The organism is Pseudomonas uvaldensis, assembly GCF_021271205.1.
GTDB lineage: Bacteria > Pseudomonadota > Gammaproteobacteria > Pseudomonadales > Pseudomonadaceae > Aquipseudomonas > Aquipseudomonas uvaldensis.
The window spans coordinates 668,753-687,053 of record NZ_JAIWKS010000003.1 but is presented as its reverse complement, the minus strand read 5'-3'; the positions used below and the strand labels follow the sequence as shown (position 1 = coordinate 687,053).

Here is an 18,301-nt window from a genome sequence, read left to right as displayed (position 1 = left end):
GGAATGGGGTCGGGAAAGTGAGCTGGCCTATACCGTGCAGAGCGGCGCGCTGAAGAACCTCAACGTGAAATGGCGCAACTCGTCACTACGTCGGGACTTCAGCACCAACGAGTTCGATGAGAACCGCATTTTCATCAGCTACCCGATCAGTTTGTTATAGGACCAGCAACGCGGGTGACTGCACTACCGCTATCGCGAGCAAGCCCGCTCCCACAGGGTCCCAAGGTGGTCGCAACCTTTGTGAACACCCCGAATCCAGTGTGGGAGCGAGCCTGCTCGCGATGGCGGCGATACATCCAACATCATCGCCAGCTGACCTACCGCTTTCGCGAGCAAGCCCGCTTCCACAGGGTCCCAGGGTGGTCGCAGCCTCTGTGAACACCCCGAATCCAATGTGGGAGCGGGCTTGCTCGCGAAGGCGCAGGTACATTCAGCATCCTCGCCGACTGATCCACCACTTTCGCGAGCAAGCCCGCTCCCACAGGGTCCCAAGGTGGTCGCAACCTCTGTGAACACCCCGAATCCAGTGTGGGAGCGGGCTTGCTCGCGAAGGCGCAGGTACATTCAGCATCCTCGCCGACTGATCCACCACTTTCGCGAGCAAGCCCGCTCCCACAGTGGGTTGGCACAGTCTTAAGCTCGGGATTCGATCCCGAGCTCATCCCACACCGACTCGGCCAGGTGGAAGGTCGCATTGGCCGCCGGGATGCCGCAATAGATGGCGCTCTGCATGATCACTTCCTTGATCTCGCTGCGGCTCACGCCGTTGTTGGCAGCGGCGCGCAGGTGCAGCTTGAGTTCTTCGTTGCGGTTCATGCCGATCAGCATGGCGATGGTGATCAGACTGCGGGTGTGGCGCGGCAGGCCCGGGCGGGTCCAGATGTCGCCCCAGGCGTGGCGGGTGATCATCTCCTGGAACTCGCTGTTGAACTCGTTCAAGGCCGTGAGGCTGCGGTCGACATGGGCATCACCCAGCACCGCGCGGCGCACTTGCATGCCTTCGTCGTAACGTTGTTTCTCGTCCACAGAAAACTCCTCAGGCGCCGAGCAGGAAATCCAGCACTCGAGCGCTGAACGCAGCGCCGGCCTGGACATTGGAAAGGTGAGCGGCACGGAACTCGGCGTACTGCGCCCCGCTGACCCGCTCCTGGATAAAGTGCCCGCCCGCCGGCGGTGTCACGGCGTCTTCAGTGCCCGCGATCACCAGCAGCGGCACACGGATCGACGACAGTTGCTCACGAAAATCGGCATCGCGTACCGCCGCGCAGTTGGCGGCATAGCCCTGGGGCGAGGTGGCGGCGAGCATATCGGTGATCTTTTTGGCCTTCTCTGGATGAGCCTCGGCGAAGTCTGGCGTAAACCAACGGGCAATCGAAGCATCGCGCAACGCAACCATCGCCTCCTTGCCATCGCGCAACACGGTTTCGATGCGCGGGTTCCACACCGACGGGTCACCGATCTTGGCCGCCGTGTTGCAAACCACCAACTTATTCAACCGTTCGCCGGCATTGATCCCCAGCCACTGGCCGATCAGCCCCCCCATGGACAAGCCGCAGAAATGCACCTTGTCGAGGTTCAGGGCATCGAGCATCGCCAGCACATCGCGGCCCAGTTGCTCGATGCTGTACGGGCCTTCGGTCACCAACGACCGGCCATGACCACGCGTGTCAAAACGCAGCACGCGAAAGTGCTCGCTGAACGCCGCGACCTGTTCGTCCCACATGTGCAGGTTGGTGCCCAACGAGTTGGAGAGCAGCAGCACCGGGGCGTCTTGCGGCCCGTCGAATGAGTAATGCAGTTCGCCCTCGGCGAGTTTGACGAATCCCACAACCATCTCCTTTCAGGCGTTAAGGGCAAGGTGTTCGGCCACCGCTCGGGCGACCCAGGTCCGGGCCTGGCCGAGGTAATGAGCGGGGTCGAGTAATTGATCGAGCTCAGCGGCGGACAACTGCGCGGTCACCTGGGATTCGTCCCCCAGCACAGCGCGCAAATGCCGCTGTTCGGTGACGGCGCGCTTGCAACACTGCTCCAGCAGATGATGGGCAGTGTCGCGTCCGACCCGCTGGGCCAGGACGATGCTCACCGCCTCGGCCAGCACCAGCCCCTGGGTCAGTTCGAGATTTCGAGCCATACGCGCCTCGTCCACTTCCAGTCCTTCGACCAGCAGCCGCGCCTGTTGCAAGGCGCCGGACACCAGGCAGCAGATCTCCGGCAGGGTTTCCCATTCCGCGTGCCACAGGCCCAGGCTGCGCTCGTGCTCCTGGGGCATGGCGCTGAACAGCGTCGACACCAGGCCAGGCACCCGCGTCGCCGCGGCGATCAGCACCGCCGCGCCCACCGGGTTGCGCTTGTGCGGCATGGTCGATGAGCCACCCTTGCCCGGCGCCGACGGCTCGAAGACTTCAGCGGCCTCGGTCTGCATCAACAGGCTGATGTCGCGCCCCAGTTTGCCCAGGCTGCCGGCGATCAAGCCCAGCATTGAGCCGAACTCCACCAAGCGATCACGCTGGGTGTGCCACGGTTGTTCCGGCAGGTTCAGTTGCAGCTCGGCGGCCAAGGCTTCGGCGACGGGCAGCGCGTGCTCACCCAACGCGGCGAGCGTTCCGGACGCGCCGCCGAATTGCAGCACCAGCAAACGCGGCTTGAGTTCGCTCAAGCGCTGACGACCGCGAGTGATCGCCCCCAGCCACCCGGCGATTTTCATGCCGAGGGTCACTGGCGTCGCATGCTGCAACCAAGTGCGTCCGGCCAGCGGCGTGGCGGCGTAGCGCTCGGCCTGTCGAGCCAGGGTGACCGCCAGTTGTTTCAGCTCACCTTCGATCAGCTCCAGCGCCTGGCGCAGTTGCAGGACCAGGCCGCTGTCCATCACGTCCTGGCTGGTAGCGCCCAGATGCACATAACGCTCAGCCTCGGCGTTCTCGCTGGCAATGCGCTTGCCAAGCGCCTTGACCAATGGAATCGCCGAATTGCCCGCGCTGGCAATCGCCTCGCCCAACGCTGAAAAATCATACAGCTGGGCACGACAGGCCTTCTCGATTGGCGCCACCGCCCTCTCGGGAATCAGCCCGACCCGCGCCTCTGCCCGGGCCAGTGCCGCCTCGACGTCGAGCATGGCCTGCACCCGCCCCGCATCACAGAACACCTCGCGCATATCGCGGGCGGTGAAGTAGGCATCGAACAACTGATTGCCCGGTCGTTGGCTCATAAACAGTCCTTGGTGGCTTACTTAAAGGTCGTGATGCAAATACGCCGGTTGCTTCGGCAGGCGCAGGCTGAACAGGAACGCCACGACCATCATCACCGTGACATACCAGTAGAATGCGTTTTCCATGCCTTGGGCTTTCAGGCTCAGGGCGACGTACTCGGCCGAACCACCGAACACCGCGTTCGCCACCGCGTAAGCCAACCCTACCCCCAGCGCCCGCACTTCGGGTGGAAACATCTCGGCTTTTACCAAACCGCTGATGGAGGTGTAGAAGCTGACGATCGCCAATGCCAGGGTGATCAGGATGAAAGCCAGGAATGGGCTGCTGATGCTTTTGAGGGTCAGCAGGATCGGCACCGTGCACAACGCCCCCAGGGCACCGAACCAGAGCATGGAATTACGTCGGCCGATCCGGTCGGCGAGCATGCCGAACAACGGCTGCATGCACATATAAAGGAACAGCGCGCCGGTCATGATGTAACTGGCGGTCTTGGCGTGCAGGCCGGCGGTGTTCACCAGGTATTTCTGCATGTAGGTGGTGAAGGTGTAGAAAATCAGCGAACCACCGGCGGTGTAACCCAGCACGGTGATGAAGGCTGCCTTGTGGTGGCGAAACAACGCGGCGATGCTGCCGGCGTCCTTGTTCTCGCGCATCTCCTTGCTGCTGGTTTCCTTAAGGGAGCGACGCAGGAACAACGAGATCAACGCCGCCACGGCCCCGACCACGAACGGGATCCGCCAGCCGTAGGCGCGCAGTTCATCTTCGTTGAGAAACTGCTGCAGGATCACCACCAGCGACACCGCCAGCAACTGGCCGCCGATCAGCGTCACGTACTGGAACGAGGCAAAGAAACCGCGCTGGCCCTTGAGGGCGACTTCGCTCATGTAAGTGGCGGTGGTGCCGTACTCGCCACCCACCGACAAGCCTTGCAACAAGCGGGCGAACAACAGCAGCACCGGGGCCCAGACGCCAATGTCCTTATAAGTGGGCAGACAGGCGATGAGCAATGAGCCGAAACACATCATCAGCACCGAGATCATCATCGAATTCTTGCGCCCGTGACGGTCCGCCACCCGCCCGAAGATCCACCCGCCAATGGGGCGCATCAGAAACCCGGCGGCGAACACACCGGCGGTGTTGACCAGTTGCACCGTAGGGTTGTCGGACGGGAAGAACGCCGGAGCAAAATAGATCGCGCAGAACGCATAGACGTAGAAGTCGAACCATTCGACCAGGTTGCCGGATGAGGCACCGACAATGGCGAAGATGCGCTTGCTGCGTTCTTCGCCGGTGTAGTGAGTGGTTAGGGTGGTCATGGATTATTCACTCGTTAGGGACTGACAAGGTCTAGACACACCTTGTAACAGTCCCGTTCCACAAACAGGCGTTGCCTGTGCTGGCCCCATCGCGGGCAAGCCTTGCTCCCACAGGGTTCCAACCTCCACTTGGGATTGAACGCCCCCTCTCTCTGTGGGAGCAAGGCTTGCCCGCGATGCAATCTCAGCATCGACTCAGTAATCGAAGAACACCGTTTCGGCATCTGTCCCCTGCAACACCACATTCCATTGGTACACACCCAATGCATCGGGCTTGGTCACGATAGTCGCGCGGCGTTCTTCCGGCACGCAGGCCAGCAGCGGATCGCTCTCGTTGGCCTGCTCGCCATCGAAATAGATGCGTGTCAGCAGATGCTTGACCAGGCCACGGGCGAACACCAGCACCACCAGGTGCGGTGCCTGGGTCGTCCCGCCCAGCCCTGGCACGGTACCGGGCTTGATGGTGGTGAAGCGGAAACGCCCTTCGGCGTCCACCGGCACCCGACCGAAACCTTCGAAGTGCGGGTCCAGGGGTTTGTCCTGGTCATCTTCCGGATGGGCATACTTACCGGCGGCATTGGCTTGCCAGACTTCCAGCATGGCGTCGTTGACGAACTCGCCGTTGCCGTCAATGACCTGCCCGGTGATTGTCACGCGCTGACCGAGGGTCTGGGCCGCGGTCATGTCTTCGCGATTCAGCCAGGTCAGGCCGATGTGGTAGTAAGGGCCGACGGTGTGGGAGGTAGTGGCGGTAAGCGTCATCTTATTTCTCCATCGGCGTGGCTTCGCGGCCGCGCAAGACGATGTCCCAGCGATAACCGAGGGCGTAGTGGGGAACGGTTTTTTCCAGGTCGAAGCGAGCGATCAAGCGCTCCTTGGCGCTCGTGTCCGGCACGCAGTTATAGATCGGATCGTAGGCCAGCAACGGGTCGCCAGGAAAATACATCTGCGTCACCAGGCGCGTCAGAATACTCGGCCCGAATAACGAGAAATGGATATGCGCCGGGCGCCAGGCATTGTGATGGTTGCCCCACGGGTAAGCGCCGGGCTTGATGGTCTGGAACTGATACCAGCCATCGGCATCGGTGACGGTGCGGCCGGTGCCGGTGAAGTTCGGGTCCAGCGGTGCGTCATGCTTGTCGCGGTCATGATGGTAGCGACCGGCGGCATTGGCCTGCCAGATCTCCACCAGAATGCCCGGCACGGGATGGCCGTTCTCGTCCAGCACGCGCCCGTGAATGATGATCCGCTCCCCCAAAGGCTCGCCGGCATGCTGGGCGGTCAGGTCGTTGTCTTTCTCGTGCAGGCGGTCGGCGCCTACAGTCGGGCCGGTGATTTCCGATAGCGAGTGAGGCAGGTGCACCAACGGCTTGGACGGCGAGCGCAGGTTGGTGGACTGGTACGGCGGATGCAGATACTCCGGCTGGGTGCCCGCTTGAGGGCGACGATAACCAGGCTTGTCAGTCATGAAGCATTCCTCGATTTCTTATTAGTAGAACGACGTGTCAGACGCGTTCGATTGCCAATGCCAGGCCCTGGCCTACACCGACGCACATGGTCGCCAGCCCTTTCCTGCCGCCGGTCTTTTCCAGATGATGCAAGGCGGTCAACACCAGCCGCGCCCCACTCATGCCCAGCGGATGGCCCAGGGCGATGGCTCCGCCGTTCGGGTTGACCTGCGGCGCATCGTCCGCCAGCCCCAGTTCACGCAGCACCGCCAGGCCCTGGCTGGCAAAGGCTTCGTTGAGCTCGATCACGTCGAAGTCGGCGACCGCCAAGCCCAGGCGTTCGGTCAATTTGCGCACCGCGGGCACCGGGCCGATGCCCATCACCCGCGGCGCCACGCCAGCGCTGGCCATGCCCAGGACTCTGCCGCGAGCTGTCAGGCCGTGTTTTTGCACCGCTTCGGCCGACGCCAGGATCAGCGCCGCCGCGCCATCATTCACCCCCGAGGCGTTGCCTGCTGTGACGGTCTTGTCCGGGCCGTTGACCGGCTTGAGCTTGCTCAGCGCTTCCAGCGTGGTGTCGGCACGAGGATGCTCGTCCTGCTCGATCACGGTTTCGCCTTTCTTGTGGGCGATGCGCACCGGGACGATTTCCTCGGCGAAAAATCCCGCTGCCTGGGCCGCCGCCGTGCGCTGCTGACTGCGCAGGGCGAATGCATCCTGGTCGGCGCGGGACACTGCGTAATCGTCAGCGACGTTATCGGCGGTCTGGGGCATCGCGTCCACACCGTACTGGGCCTTCATCAACGGATTGATGAAACGCCAGCCTATGGTGGTGTCTTCCAGCTTCATGTTGCGCGAGAACGCCGCATCGGCCTTGCCCATTACGAAGGGCGCACGAGACATCGATTCCACGCCACCGGCAATCGCCAGGTCCATCTCACCGCTGGCGATGGCCCGGAACGCCGTGCCAACTGCGTCCATGCCCGAGGCGCAGAGACGGTTGAGGGTCACGCCGGGAATGCTTTCCGGCAGGCCCGCCAGCAGCAGTGCCATGCGCGCCACGTTGCGGTTGTCTTCGCCGGCCTGGTTGGCGCAGCCGAGAAACACTTCGTCAACGGCGCTCCAGTCCACCGAGGGGTTACGTTCCATCAACGCCTTGATCGGGACGGCCGCCAGGTCATCGGCCCGCACAGCGGACAGTCCGCCGCCAAAGCGGCCGATGGGGGTTCGAATCGCGTCACAGATATAAACGTCGCGCATCAGGCTTCTCCCGGTGCCTGGCCGTGGGCCGCCGCAGTGCGAGCTTCAAGGTCGCGCAAGGCGCGCAGCTCCACTTCGGTCGGTTCGACGGTGGTGTCCACCTGATCGGCGAAACGGATCGCCCAACCGGTGGCGGCAATGACTTGCTCGCGGGTCACGCCAGGGTGCAGCGATGTGACCACGAATTCATGGGTGCCGGCTTCCGGCTCCATGATGCACAGGTCGGTGATGATGCCCACGGGACCGGCACCCGGCAGACCCAGCCGTTTGCGCGAGTCGCCTCCCTCGCCGTGACCGACCGACGTGATGAAGTCCAGCTTGTCGACAAATGACCGCGCCGACTGCTTGAGGATGATCAGTACGCTCTTGGCGGACCCGGCGATTTCCGGCGCGCCACCGGCACCCGGCAGGCGGACTTTCGGTTGATAGTAGTCGCCCACCACCGTGGTGTTGATGTTGCCGAAACGGTCGACTTGCGCTGCGCCGAGAAAACCGACGTCGATGCGCCCGCCCTGCAACCAATAGCGAAAAATCTCACCGGTCGGCACGACGGTGTCGGCGGTTTCCGCCAGCTCACCGTCACCGATAGACAGCGGCAGGACACTCGGCTTAGCGCCGATCGGACCGGACTCGTAGATCAGCACCACATCCGGCGACGAGGTCAGTCGCGCCAGGTTGGCCGCTTTCGACGGCAGACCGATGCCCACGAAACACACGGCGTTGTTCTTCAAGCGACGGGCCGCCGCGACAGTCATCATTTCGTTGGTGGAATACGTCATTGCTTCGCCTCCGAAGTGGCCGCCAGCCGGAACTGGAACTCACTGAAATCCCGGGTGCCACGGATGAATTCGTCGATCCAGGCGGTAAACGCCCCACGATCCCGTGCGATGGGGTCCCACGCCTGATAGAAACGGTTGTCACGCTCGGTGTAGCCGTGGGCGTAGGACGGGTGAGCGCCGCCTGGCACATGGCATACGGCGCTCAACGCCCAGGTCGGCAGTACGCAGGCGTTCATCGGTGCATCGAGGTCGTCGACGATTTCTTCCACCGTGACGATGCAGCGCTTGGCGGCCAGGGCGGCTTCCTTCTGCACACCGAGAATGCCCCAGAGCAACACGTTGCCCTTACGGTCGGCTTTCTGGGCATGGATCACCGTAATGTCAGGGCGCACGGAGGGCACGGCGGCCAGGACTTCTCCGGTGAAGGGACAGGTCACGCTTTTGATCAACGGGTTGACCTTCGGCAAGTCGGAACCGGCGTAGGCCCGCAATACCGCGAACGGCAGGCCGGAAGCCCCGGCAACGTAAGCATTGGCGAGGTCGGCGTGGCTGTGCTCTTCGATTTCCATCGGATGTGGCCACTGTTTTTCCACGGCATCGCGCAGCCGGTGCAGTGACCCTACCCCTGGGTTACCGCCCCAGGAAAAAATCAACTTGCGAGCACAGCCGGCGCCGATCAACTGGTCATAGATCAAGTCAGGGGTCATGCGCACCAGCGTCAGGTCTTTCTTGCCCTGACGAATGATTTCATGACCCGCCGCCGTCGGAATCAGGTGGGTGAAGCCTTCAAGCGCGACGGTGTCACCGTCATTGACGAACTGCTTCACCGCGTCGTGCAGCGAAAGGATTTCAGCCATGGGGGCAGGCTCCGTTTTCCAGTGAACCGACATGAAGAAAAAGGCGCGAGGTCAAGCGCCTGAATGACTGAAGATTAAGTCGAGGAAAAAGGCCAAACAATCCGATAATCGACTGAGTGTTCGGTTATCGAACGGATTGTTGTTTGGCTAACGATTAGCCCAACGAAACGAAATCCTGTGGGAGCGGGCTTGCTCGCGAAAACGGTGGGTCAGTTATGCATACGCGACTGACACGCCGCCTTCGCGAGCAAGCCCGCTTATACAAATCAAGTTCTTGATTCAGGTCGCATCCGCATGGCTGACCATGCCCTTGATGACCACCGCGCCAGTCGCCAGCGCCGCGGGGATGACCAGGGCCGTCAGCACCTGCTCGAAATTCCAGCCCAGGCCCAACAGGGTTGCGCCCATCCAGGCCCCCAGGATTGCGCCGAACCGACCGATGCCGAGCATCCACGACACGCCGGTGGCCCTGCCCTGGGTTGGGTAGAAGCGCGCCGCCAGGGAAGGCATCGCCGATTGCGCGCCGTTGACGCACATGCCGGCCACCAGCACCAGGGTGGCCAGCAAGGTGATGTTGCCCAGGCTCTGCCCCACCGCGTAGGCAAATATCCCGGCCATCAAATAGAAAAGTCCGATCACCTTGTGCGGATTGAACCGATCCATCGCCCAACCCACGCCGACCGCACTCAACACCCCACCAAATTGGAACAACGCTCCGATGAAGGCGGCCTGCTCCATGCTTGCGCCACTGTCGCGCATCAGGGTCGGCAACCAACTGGTCAGCAGGTAAACGATCACCAACCCCATGAAATAGGTCAGCCAGAGCAGCAGCGTACCGGCGCTACAGGTGCGGGAGAAAATCACCGCCAGCACATTGCGGGCCTTTACGGTTTTCTGCTCGGGCACACTGAAGCTCGCCGCCTGGGCGATGGTGACCGGCTCGATCGGCGCCAGGGCCTTGCGTACTTTATCGGTGCCGCGATTGCGCACCAGCAGGTAACGCGCAGATTCCGGCAGCCAGAACAGCAACACCACGGCGAGGATCAACGGCAGGATTCCGCCGATGAGCAGAAGGCTGTGCCAACCGAAGGCCGGGATCAGCTTGGCCGAGATGAACCCGCCGCCGGCCATGCCCAGGTTAAAGCCACAGAACATGCTGGTGACCAGCAGCGATTTCTTGCGTTCCGGGGTGTATTCAGAAAGTAAGGTGGTGGCGTTGGGCATCCCGGCCCCCAGGCCCAGGCCGGTCAGGAAGCGCAGCACCAACAGTTGGTCCACGTTGGTGCTGTAGGCCGACGCCAGGCTGAAGGCGCCGAACAGCACGACCGCGCCCACCAATACCACTTTTCGCCCGAAGCGGTCAGCCAACGGCCCGGAGCCCAGGGCGCCGAACACCATGCCGATCAGCGCTGCACTCATCACCGGGCCGAGACTGGCGCGGTCGATGCCCCAGTCCTGGGAAAGGGCCGGGGCGATGAACCCCATGGCGGCCGTGTCGAGACCGTCCAGGAAAACAATCAGGAAACAGAGAATCACCACCCGCCATTGGTAGCGCGAGATCGGCTGGGCATTGATGAAGGATTGCACATCGAGGCAGTTGCCTACGGAGATCTGGGGCTGATTCATCGTGTCTCTCATTATTATTGTGTCGGGTCGCCCTTCACCGGCAGAGCGGGTGACCGCGCCGGATGACGCTGCCGCGACATTAATGAGCCCAGACAAATACCGTCAATTCGCCGGAGGCGACTGTGTGCGTTTATCGAACGGCTTAAGTGAACAGCTGCGCACTCAGGTCGCGGCTGGCCGCCAACAAGCCTGGCAGGAAACGCTGTTCCAGCTCTGTACGGCTAACCCGACCGGCATGGGTACTGACATTCAGCGCCGCCACCACTTGGCCGGATGCGTCGTAGACCGGCACGGCAATCGAACGCAGGCCTTGCTCCAGTTCCTGGTCGACTATGCACCAGCCCTGCTGCCGCACCTGCTGCAGGCATTCAAGCAGGGCTTCGGGTGTGTGCAGGGTCCGACTGGTCTTGGCCTGCAAGTCGGCATGGTCGAGATAGTCACGCAAGGATGCGTCATCCAGGGCGGCCAGGAGAATCCTGCCCATTGAAGTGCAGTAGGCAGGCAGCCGACCGCCAACGGACAAATCCACGGAGATCAACCGCTGAGTGGTGGCCGAGCGGGCAATGTAGAGGATATCGTCGCCTTCGAGTGTCGCCATGTTGCAGGCCTCGTGTAGCTGCTCGCTCATGCGGTCCAGGTAGGGCTGGGCGGAAACGGCCAGTGGCGTCGATGACAAGTAGGCATGGCCGAGGGTCAGCACTTTAGGCAGCAACGAGTAGGTGCGCCCATCGGTCGTGGCATAGCCAAGCTTGATCAACGTATGCAGGCAACGCCGGACAGCTGCACGGGGGATCTCGGTGCGATGGCTGATCTGCGCGATGGTCAGGTGCCGCTTGCGCTCCTGGAAGGCCTGGACTACAGCCAGGCCACGGGCCAGGGACGTCATGAAGTCCGGATCACCGGTCAGGGCCTGGATTCGTTTGGCCGGCGAGGCGACGATCGGTGGCGCGACCGAAGAGAAGGCGCTGCGCAATTGGTCGTTCATGTCTGTGCTTCCCCGGAAATGGCAACTATTACATACGCCTGTCCGGCAGGCAGACAAGGCTCGACCGGGCAAGACCGTTCGATTATCGAACCCACGGGCGATAATCGCAATCGGCATGCGTCGGCCATGCTTCGTCTATCCAGGCCGGGATAAAACTCTCATATGAGTAAAGGATTCTATTCGGGACTAGTGCAGGCCAAATGTTGAACTTGTCGTCTTCAATGGCGTCAGGATATCGTCAGCCGTTGCAATCGTTTGCAATCTAATTGCCATAACTTACATATACAAACATTGGTTCACACAATAACGATCAATTCAATTTCCCGATAGTGTTCTTCGAGCGGGTCGCTATAATGCACTTCAGGACGGTACGGCAATCGACCACTACCGCCCGAGGGGTACCAAGGCATATGGATTGCGGGTACCGGAACAGGTATCCGAAGCACCTTCAAGGCTGCTTCCCCTGTGTCGGCAACAACACGAAGCCCTGATGCTACGTCAGCTGTCAGCTCTGGTGCCGTGGCCGTCTGCATATCTTATGCAGTGCGTATCACCAGATTCATTTCACTTTATTAGGTAATACTGTGACGAAAGACGAACTGCGCGCGGAACTTGAGCGCCAGGAACAACGTTACAAGGAAGTTTACGGCGGGGAAATCACCACCTACGCCGCCCAACCTGAACCGGAACGCAAACCCTGGCGTAAACGCGCCACTGTTCAGGATCAGGCCTTTACCCAGGAACTGCAGAAAATGGAAAAAGAACTCCGGGCCGAAGAGCGATGACACGCCTGGCCTGATGTTCCTGAGCAACAGTGTCTGGCCAATACCCGGGCTGGATACCGATACCGGTAGCCCATCAAGAGCGGGCCGCCGTCTCATGCCATGGAGGAGGATCGCCGACCAGCGATCCGCCTTTCAGATATTTCACACGGCCCTTGGTACCTCACTCAAGCGGCGAGAATCGCCCTGCCCGGCTTGCTTTTCATCCCCGAATCAAGGGGTTGCGCCCGCCACCGAACACCTTGCCCGAAAAGCTTTCCTACAAATTATTTCGCAGAAGAATGCTACCGATGAGCAGGGAGTGCATCGATTTACGAGGTTTTCTGGCATAATCGCGCCCCCTTACGACCGGGTCAGAAAACCTTCATGATCGATTTATTCAGCGGACTGGATGCTTGGGTGCTTGTGAGCCTCTTGCTCGCCCTGGCTTTTGTCCTCGCCTTCGAGTTCATCAACGGCTTTCATGACACCGCTAACGCGGTTGCCACTGTTATCTACACCAAAGCCATGCCGCCTCACCTGGCGGTGTTCTTTTCCGGTGTATTCAATTTCCTCGGCGTGCTGCTGGGTGGCGTGGGCGTGGCTTATGCCATCGTGCACTTGCTGCCGGTGGAACTGCTGATCAATGTGAATACCGGCCACGGCCTGGCCATGGTGTTCTCACTGCTTGCAGCGGCCATTACCTGGAACCTGGGCACCTGGTACTTCGGTATCCCGGCATCCAGCTCCCACACGTTGATCGGATCCATCCTCGGCGTCGGCCTGGCCAACGCGCTGATCAACGATATTGCGCTGGCCGACGGCGTGAACTGGCAGAAAGCGATCGATATCGGCGCTTCCCTGGTGTTCTCGCCCATGGCTGGCTTCTTGATTGCCGCCCTGGTGCTGATCGGCCTGAAATGGTGGCGTCCGCTGTCCAAGATGCACAAGACGCCGGAACAGCGCCGCAAGATCGACGACAAGAAACATCCACCCTTCTGGAACCGCCTGGTGCTGGTGATTTCGGCCATGGCCGTCAGCTTCGTACACGGCTCCAACGACGGTCAGAAAGGTATCGGCCTGATCATGCTGGTGCTGATCGGTATCGTCCCGGCGCAGTTCGTCCTTGATCTGAACAGCACCACCTACCAGATCGAACGCACCCGCGACGCGACGCTGCACCTGAGCCAGTTCTACCAGCGCAACAACGAATCCCTGGGCGAATACCTCGCGCTGGGCAAGAGCGTGAACGGCGATCTGCCCGAAAAATTCCGCTGCAATCCGCAGCAGACCGAACCGACCATCAATGCGCTGCTCGATACCCTGAAGGGCGTGGCGGACTATCACTCGCTGCCGTCGGAAAAGCGCATCGAGGTGCGTCGCTACCTGCTCTGCCTGGACGATACGGCGAAGAAAGTGGGCAAGCTCCCTGGCCTGGCCGCGCGTGAGAAGGACGACCTGAACAAACTGCGCAAGGACCTGACCGCCACCACCGAATACGCTCCGTTCTGGGTGATCCTGGCCGTCGCCCTGGCCCTTGGCCTGGGTACCATGGTTGGCTGGAAACGTGTGGTGCTCACCATTGGCGAGAAGATCGGCAAGCAAGGCATGACCTACGCCCAGGGCATGTCGGCGCAGATCACCACCGCCTGCATGATCGGCATGGCGAATATCTTCAGCCTGCCGGTGTCCACCACCCACGTGCTGTCCTCCGGCGTGGCCGGCACCATGGTCGCTAACAAGAGCGGCCTGCAAGGCGGCACGGTACGCAACATCCTGCTGGCCTGGGTGCTGACCCTGCCGGCAACGGTGGGCCTGTCGGCCGCGTTGTTCTGGCTGGCGTCCAAAGCCATCGTCAGCTGATTCCAGCCGCTCACGAAAAAGGTGCGATCCTGGCGGGTCGCACCTTTTTTTATACTCAAGACTTTCCTGCTGTGGGAGCGAGCAGGCTCGCTACCACAGTGGTTTCGTGTCGAAGCAGAAAAACTGCAAAAAAAAGGGCGACCGAAGTCGCCCAAAATGCCTTGCGTGCTCGTTGCAGCTGGAAAGGTCTATGGCTTTCTGCGCTTATGTGCGTCTTTCCAGATGAATAATCCAAATACGGCGAAGAATACGAACATGAGGCCGACCGTCAGTATCCCGGCAAACACCACATTATCTAGAAACATGACGGGCCTCCTGGTCTTGCCCCTGTTGCGATGGGTTCAAGTTAACCAATCAGGCCTGGATGAGAATTGACCGGGGTCAATAACGCTCGCAGTTGAGCGAAAAGGCAGGGAAATAACTGATCTGTGTCAATGGAACGGAGAGAGTCAGCGCTTTTTCGGCTTGTTCTTGGATTTCTTTGCGGGCTTGCCCAGAGGCATGGCCTGCTCGAAAGCCTGGCGAACTTCATTGAGGCGTTTTTCGTTGAGGTCGTGAACGCGCTTGGCGCGTTCGGCGCTGAGGTCGATCAGCTTGTCGTCTTGGCTCATGGCGTCCGGAATCGTGCAGTGGATTGCGAATGCATCCATGATGCTGGGTCTGGGCCGCGTTGACCAGTCTGCCTTCGTCGCAAAACCGAAATCAGATCTGGATATCGACCCATAGCCCCTGACGTGTCTCGCCTTCCACCAGTGGCACCACGGGCACGGTTTTATCGGCATTCAGTTCGGTGCCAGGTACCGCCAGGTGTTCTTCGGGGTCTTCATCGGCTTCGCGTCGACGCCTGTCGCGCTCTTGCTGGCGACGCTGCTCCTCGCGCAACAACAGCGCGGCTTCTTCCGGATCGCGCTTTTGCAGATCGATGGTCGTTTCGCTGGAGCTTTGCTGTACCGGGACCACGGGCGGAATATCCGGTCGCTGACGGATCGGATCCTGTTGAGCGGTAATCGGTACGGCGCTCAAGGGGAGCGTGGGTGGCAACATAACAATCTCCTGTCTTCAGGTTGTCGGCTGCAAGGCAGGCAGCTTGAACCGCCGGTCTGAAACTTGTGACCCGGTTGGCATTAATACAAAACAGACACAAGCTTGTTTGATCACCAAGCCGGATTAAGTTCCATGGAACCGGTTGGCCGGAACCTGTCGATACCCCGGTCGGTGCGTGCGTATTTCCTTTGGTCTGGGGGATCAATCCGTTAAGATAGCCGGCTTTTTCAAGGCGGGAGTCAGGCAGCATGGCGCAGCAGTATCAACCGGGGCAACGCTGGATCAGTGACAGCGAAGCGGAGCTGGGTTTAGGCACCGTCCTGGCACAGGACGGTCGCTTGTTGACCGTGCTCTATCCGGCCACTGGCGACACCCGCCAGTACGCGCTACGGAATGCGCCCCTCACCCGTGTACGGTTCTCGCCCGGCGATGTGATCACTCATTTCGAAGGCTGGAAAATGACCGTCCGGGAAGTCGACGACGTCGATGGATTGCTGGTCTACCACGGTCTCAACGGGCAGAACGAAGTCGTGACCCTGCCGGAAACCCAGCTGTCGAACTTCATCCAGTTCCGCCTGGCCAGCGACCGCCTGTTCGCCGGCCAGATCGACCCGCTGGCCTGGTTCTCCCTGCGCTACTACACCCTTGAGCACACCAGTCGCCAATTGCAGTCCCCGCTCTGGGGCCTGGGGGGCGTCCGGGCCCAGCCAATCGCCCACCAGTTGCACATTGCCCGTGAAGTGGCCGACCGGATTGCTCCGCGCGTGCTGCTGGCAGACGAAGTGGGCCTGGGCAAGACCATCGAGGCCGGCCTGGTCATTCACCGCCAACTGTTGTCCGGGCGCGCCAGTCGTGTACTGATCCTGGTGCCGGAAAACCTCCAGCACCAATGGCTGGTGGAAATGCGCCGGCGCTTCAACCTGCAGGTCGCCCTGTTCGATGAAGAACGCTTTATTGAAAGCGATGCGAGCAACCCGTTCGAAGACACTCAGCTGGCCCTCGTGGCCCTGGAGTGGCTGGTCGAGGACGAAAAGGCCCAGGACGCGCTGTTCGCCGCCGGCTGGGACCTGATGGTGGTCGATGAAGCCCATCACCTGGTATGGCATGAGGATCAGGTCAGCCCGCAATACGCGCTGGTCGAACAGCTGGCCGAGACGATCCCGGGCGTGTTGCTGCTGACCGCGACGCCGGAGCAACTGGGCCAGGACAGCCATTTCGCCCGTCTGCGGCTGCTGGATCCGAACCGTTTCCATGACCTCAAGGCCTTCCGCGCCGAAAGCGAGAACTATCGCCCGGTGGCCGAGGCCGTGCAGGAATTGCTGGACAAGGGCCGCCTGTCGCCCGAAGCCCACCAGACCATCCACGGCTTCCTGGGCAACGAAGGCGAAGCCTTGCTGACCGCCGTCAATGACGGCGATGTCGAAGCCAGTGCCCGCCTCGTACGCGAACTGCTGGACCGACACGGCACCGGCCGTGTGCTGTTCCGCAACACCCGCGCCGCGGTGCAAGGTTTCCCGGAACGCAAGCTGCACGCCTATCCGCTGCCATGCCCGGACCAATACCTGGAATTGCCTTTGGGCGATCACGCCGAACTGTACCCCGAGGTCAGTTTCCAGGCCCAGCCGGACGCCAGTGACGAAGAGCGCTGGTGGCGTTTCGACCCGCGTGTCGAGTGGCTGATCGACACCCTGAAAATGCTCAAGCGCACCAAAGTGCTGGTGATCTGTGCCCACGCCGAAACCGCCATGGACCTGGAAGACGCCCTGCGCGTGCGTTCCGGCATTCCGGCCACGGTGTTCCACGAAGGCATGAGCATCCTGGAGCGCGACCGCGCCGCCGCTTATTTCGCCGATGAAGAGTTCGGCGCCCAGGTGCTGATCTGCTCGGAAATCGGCAGCGAAGGCCGCAACTTCCAGTTCGCCCACCACCTGGTGCTGTTCGATTTGCCGGCGCACCCGGACCTGCTGGAACAACGTATCGGTCGCCTGGACCGGATCGGCCAGAAACACACCATCGAGCTGCATGCGCCCTACCTGGAAACCAGTCCCCAGGCGCGGCTGTTCCAGTGGTACCACGAAGCCCTGAACGCATTCCTCAACACCTGTCCGACCGGCAACGCCTTGCAGCATCAGTTCGGCCCGCGCCTGCTGCCGATGCTGGAAGAAGCCGACGATGGCGAATGGCGGGCGCTGATCGACGAAGCCCGTGCCGAGCGCGAGCGTCTGGAAGCCGAGTTGCACACCGGTCGCGACCGCCTGCTGGAACTCAACTCCGGTGGCGCCGGCGAAGGCGATGCACTGGTGGAGGCCATTCTCGAACAGGACGATCAGTTCGCCCTGCCGATCTACATGGAAACCCTGTTCGATGCGTTCGGCATCGACAGCGAGGACCATTCGGACAACGCGCTGATTCTCAAGCCGAGCGAAAAAATGCTCGACGCCAGCTTCCCGCTGGGCGACGACGAAGGCGTGACCATCACCTACGATCGCAACCAGGCGCTGTCTCGCGAAGACATGCAATTCATCACCTGGGAGCACCCGATGGTGCAAGGCGGCATGGACCTGGTGCTGTCCGGTTCCATGGGCAACACCGCCGTGGCGTTGATCAAGAACAAGGCCCTCAAGCCTGGGACCGTGTTGCTGGAACTGCTCTATGTGAGCGAGGTGGTTGCCCCACGCTCGTTGCAATTGGGCCGCTACCTGCCGCCGGCCGCCTTGCGTTGCCTGCTGGATGCCAATGGCAACGACCTGGCTGCCCGGGTTTCGTTCGAGACCTTGAACGACCAGCTCGAAAGCGTACCCCGCGCCAGCGCCAACAAGTTCATCCAGGCCCAGCGTGATCAGCTCACCCCGCGCATCAATGCCGGTGAAGAAAAGGTCGCCCCACGTCACGCCGAACGCGTGGCGCAGGCCCAGCACCGTCTGGCGGCCGACACCGACGAGGAACTGGCGCGCCTGACTGCCCTGCAAGCAGTCAACCCGACCGTGCGCGACAGTGAGCTGGTGGCCCTGCGTCAACAGCGCGAGCAAGGCCTGGCGATGCTGGAAAAGGCCGCGCTGCGGTTGGAAGCGATCCGGGTGTTGGTGGCGGGCTGATTGCCTTGAGCCAAACAAGAAGCCCGCAGCGATGCGGGCTTCTTTGCAAATGCGCCTAACA

18 protein-coding genes are annotated in these 18,301 nt (G+C 61.4%); 4 read left to right on the top strand and 14 right to left on the bottom strand.

Annotated elements, in window-relative coordinates; all coding sequences use genetic code 11:
• The coding region (locus LCU97_RS09705; protein WP_232776236.1) for an OprD family outer membrane porin at nucleotides 1–160 on the top strand (160 nt) is incomplete at its 5' end.
• A gap of 473 nt (nucleotides 161–633) precedes the next feature.
• On the opposite strand, the gene pcaC is transcribed toward LCU97_RS09705, so the two are convergent.
• The 11 genes from pcaC to pcaR form a co-directional block, all read right to left on the bottom strand.
• The gene (pcaC, locus tag LCU97_RS09700) at nucleotides 634–1,026 is read right to left on the bottom strand and encodes a 4-carboxymuconolactone decarboxylase (RefSeq protein ID WP_053146328.1); all 393 of its coding nucleotides are present in this window, start codon (nucleotides 1,024–1,026) and stop codon (nucleotides 634–636) included.
• Between the two features lie 10 nt (nucleotides 1,027–1,036).
• The gene (pcaD, locus tag LCU97_RS09695; protein ID WP_232776226.1) at nucleotides 1,037–1,828 is read right to left on the bottom strand and encodes a 3-oxoadipate enol-lactonase; all 792 of its coding nucleotides are present in this window, start codon (nucleotides 1,826–1,828) and stop codon (nucleotides 1,037–1,039) included.
• Between the two features lie 12 nt (nucleotides 1,829–1,840).
• Nucleotides 1,841–3,205 carry a 3-carboxy-cis,cis-muconate cycloisomerase gene (locus tag LCU97_RS09690; RefSeq protein ID WP_232776225.1) on the bottom strand — a complete coding sequence of 455 codons (1,365 nt, stop codon included), beginning with the start codon at nucleotides 3,203–3,205 and terminating at the stop codon, nucleotides 1,841–1,843.
• A gap of 21 nt (nucleotides 3,206–3,226) precedes the next feature.
• Nucleotides 3,227–4,522, bottom strand: a complete 1,296-nt coding sequence (locus tag LCU97_RS09685) for an MFS family transporter (RefSeq protein WP_053146322.1) — start codon at nucleotides 4,520–4,522, stop codon at nucleotides 3,227–3,229.
• Nucleotides 4,523–4,717: 195 nt separating this feature from the next.
• Entirely contained in the window at nucleotides 4,718–5,284 is a 567-nt protein-coding gene (gene pcaG / locus LCU97_RS09680) for a protocatechuate 3,4-dioxygenase subunit alpha (protein ID WP_232776224.1), read from the bottom strand.
• 1 nt (nucleotide 5,285) lies between these two features.
• Nucleotides 5,286–5,990 carry a protocatechuate 3,4-dioxygenase subunit beta gene (gene pcaH / locus LCU97_RS09675; protein WP_053146314.1) on the bottom strand — a complete coding sequence of 235 codons (705 nt, stop codon included), beginning with the start codon at nucleotides 5,988–5,990 and terminating at the stop codon, nucleotides 5,286–5,288.
• 37 nt (nucleotides 5,991–6,027) lie between these two features.
• The gene (pcaF, locus tag LCU97_RS09670; protein ID WP_232776235.1) at nucleotides 6,028–7,233 is read right to left on the bottom strand and encodes a 3-oxoadipyl-CoA thiolase; all 1,206 of its coding nucleotides are present in this window, start codon (nucleotides 7,231–7,233) and stop codon (nucleotides 6,028–6,030) included.
• Complete coding sequence (locus LCU97_RS09665; RefSeq protein WP_053146309.1) at nucleotides 7,230–8,009, bottom strand: CoA-transferase subunit beta; 780 nt, start codon at nucleotides 8,007–8,009, stop codon at nucleotides 7,230–7,232. The genes pcaF and LCU97_RS09665 overlap by 4 nt, the downstream gene beginning before the upstream one ends.
• Nucleotides 8,006–8,866, bottom strand: coding sequence for a CoA transferase subunit A (locus tag LCU97_RS09660; RefSeq protein WP_232776223.1), 861 nt, complete (start codon nucleotides 8,864–8,866; stop codon nucleotides 8,006–8,008). Before LCU97_RS09660 ends, LCU97_RS09665 begins: the two co-directional genes overlap by 4 nt.
• Nucleotides 8,867–9,145: 279 nt before the next feature.
• Nucleotides 9,146–10,492, bottom strand: a complete 1,347-nt coding sequence (locus LCU97_RS09655) for an MFS transporter (RefSeq protein WP_053146303.1) — start codon at nucleotides 10,490–10,492, stop codon at nucleotides 9,146–9,148.
• A 142-nt stretch (nucleotides 10,493–10,634) separates the two neighbouring features.
• Entirely contained in the window at nucleotides 10,635–11,477 is an 843-nt protein-coding gene (gene pcaR, locus LCU97_RS09650) for a pca regulon transcriptional regulator PcaR (RefSeq protein WP_232776222.1), read from the bottom strand.
• 584 nt (nucleotides 11,478–12,061) lie between these two features.
• Here pcaR and LCU97_RS09645 point away from each other — a divergent pair.
• Nucleotides 12,062–12,262, top strand: a complete 201-nt coding sequence (locus LCU97_RS09645) for a hypothetical protein (RefSeq protein ID WP_053146297.1) — start codon at nucleotides 12,062–12,064, stop codon at nucleotides 12,260–12,262.
• A gap of 363 nt (nucleotides 12,263–12,625) precedes the next feature.
• Nucleotides 12,626–14,101, top strand: a complete 1,476-nt coding sequence (locus LCU97_RS09640) for an inorganic phosphate transporter (RefSeq protein ID WP_053146294.1) — start codon at nucleotides 12,626–12,628, stop codon at nucleotides 14,099–14,101.
• A gap of 188 nt (nucleotides 14,102–14,289) precedes the next feature.
• Here the strand turns inward: LCU97_RS09640 and ccoM are convergent, their stop codons facing one another.
• The 3 genes from ccoM to LCU97_RS09630 all read right to left on the bottom strand — a co-directional run bounded on the left by ccoM (nucleotide 14,290) and on the right by LCU97_RS09630 (nucleotide 15,145).
• Entirely contained in the window at nucleotides 14,290–14,406 is a 117-nt protein-coding gene (gene ccoM, locus LCU97_RS26670; protein WP_053146291.1) for a cytochrome c oxidase subunit CcoM, read from the bottom strand.
• A 144-nt stretch (nucleotides 14,407–14,550) separates the two neighbouring features.
• Entirely contained in the window at nucleotides 14,551–14,751 is a 201-nt protein-coding gene (locus LCU97_RS09635) for a hypothetical protein (RefSeq protein ID WP_232776238.1), read from the bottom strand.
• A gap of 52 nt (nucleotides 14,752–14,803) precedes the next feature.
• Nucleotides 14,804–15,145, bottom strand: coding sequence for a hypothetical protein (locus tag LCU97_RS09630; RefSeq protein WP_053146286.1), 342 nt, complete (start codon nucleotides 15,143–15,145; stop codon nucleotides 14,804–14,806).
• Nucleotides 15,146–15,393: 248 nt separating this feature from the next.
• Between LCU97_RS09630 and rapA the strand changes: the two genes are divergently transcribed.
• On the top strand, nucleotides 15,394–18,240 hold the full coding sequence (gene rapA / locus LCU97_RS09625; RefSeq protein WP_053146282.1) for an RNA polymerase-associated protein RapA: 2,847 nt from the start codon (nucleotides 15,394–15,396) through the stop codon (nucleotides 18,238–18,240).
• Nucleotides 18,241–18,301 lie beyond the last annotated feature (61 nt).

What these genes read in the sequence shown, in the direction of transcription:
- LCU97_RS09690 (WP_232776225.1), bottom strand. Translation starts at nt 3,205, where the DNA reads ATGAGCCAACGACCGGGCAATCAGTTGTTCGATGCCTACTTCACCGCC.
- LCU97_RS09685 (WP_053146322.1), bottom strand. Translation starts at nt 4,522, where the DNA reads ATGACCACCCTAACCACTCACTACACCGGCGAAGAACGCAGCAAGCGC.
- pcaG (WP_232776224.1), bottom strand. Translation starts at nt 5,284, where the DNA reads ATGACGCTTACCGCCACTACCTCCCACACCGTCGGCCCTTACTACCAC.
- pcaH (WP_053146314.1), bottom strand. Translation starts at nt 5,990, where the DNA reads ATGACTGACAAGCCTGGTTATCGTCGCCCTCAAGCGGGCACCCAGCCG.
- LCU97_RS09665 (WP_053146309.1), bottom strand. Translation starts at nt 8,009, where the DNA reads ATGACGTATTCCACCAACGAAATGATGACTGTCGCGGCGGCCCGTCGC.
- LCU97_RS09660 (WP_232776223.1), bottom strand. Translation starts at nt 8,866, where the DNA reads ATGGCTGAAATCCTTTCGCTGCACGACGCGGTGAAGCAGTTCGTCAAT.
- LCU97_RS09655 (WP_053146303.1), bottom strand. Translation starts at nt 10,492, where the DNA reads ATGAATCAGCCCCAGATCTCCGTAGGCAACTGCCTCGATGTGCAATCC.
- pcaR (WP_232776222.1), bottom strand. Translation starts at nt 11,477, where the DNA reads ATGAACGACCAATTGCGCAGCGCCTTCTCTTCGGTCGCGCCACCGATC.
- LCU97_RS09640 (WP_053146294.1), top strand. Translation starts at nt 12,626, where the DNA reads ATGATCGATTTATTCAGCGGACTGGATGCTTGGGTGCTTGTGAGCCTC.
- ccoM (WP_053146291.1), bottom strand. Translation starts at nt 14,406, where the DNA reads ATGTTTCTAGATAATGTGGTGTTTGCCGGGATACTGACGGTCGGCCTC.
- LCU97_RS09635 (WP_232776238.1), bottom strand. Translation starts at nt 14,751, where the DNA reads ATGGATGCATTCGCAATCCACTGCACGATTCCGGACGCCATGAGCCAA.
- LCU97_RS09630 (WP_053146286.1), bottom strand. Translation starts at nt 15,145, where the DNA reads ATGTTGCCACCCACGCTCCCCTTGAGCGCCGTACCGATTACCGCTCAA.
- rapA (WP_053146282.1), top strand. Translation starts at nt 15,394, where the DNA reads ATGGCGCAGCAGTATCAACCGGGGCAACGCTGGATCAGTGACAGCGAA.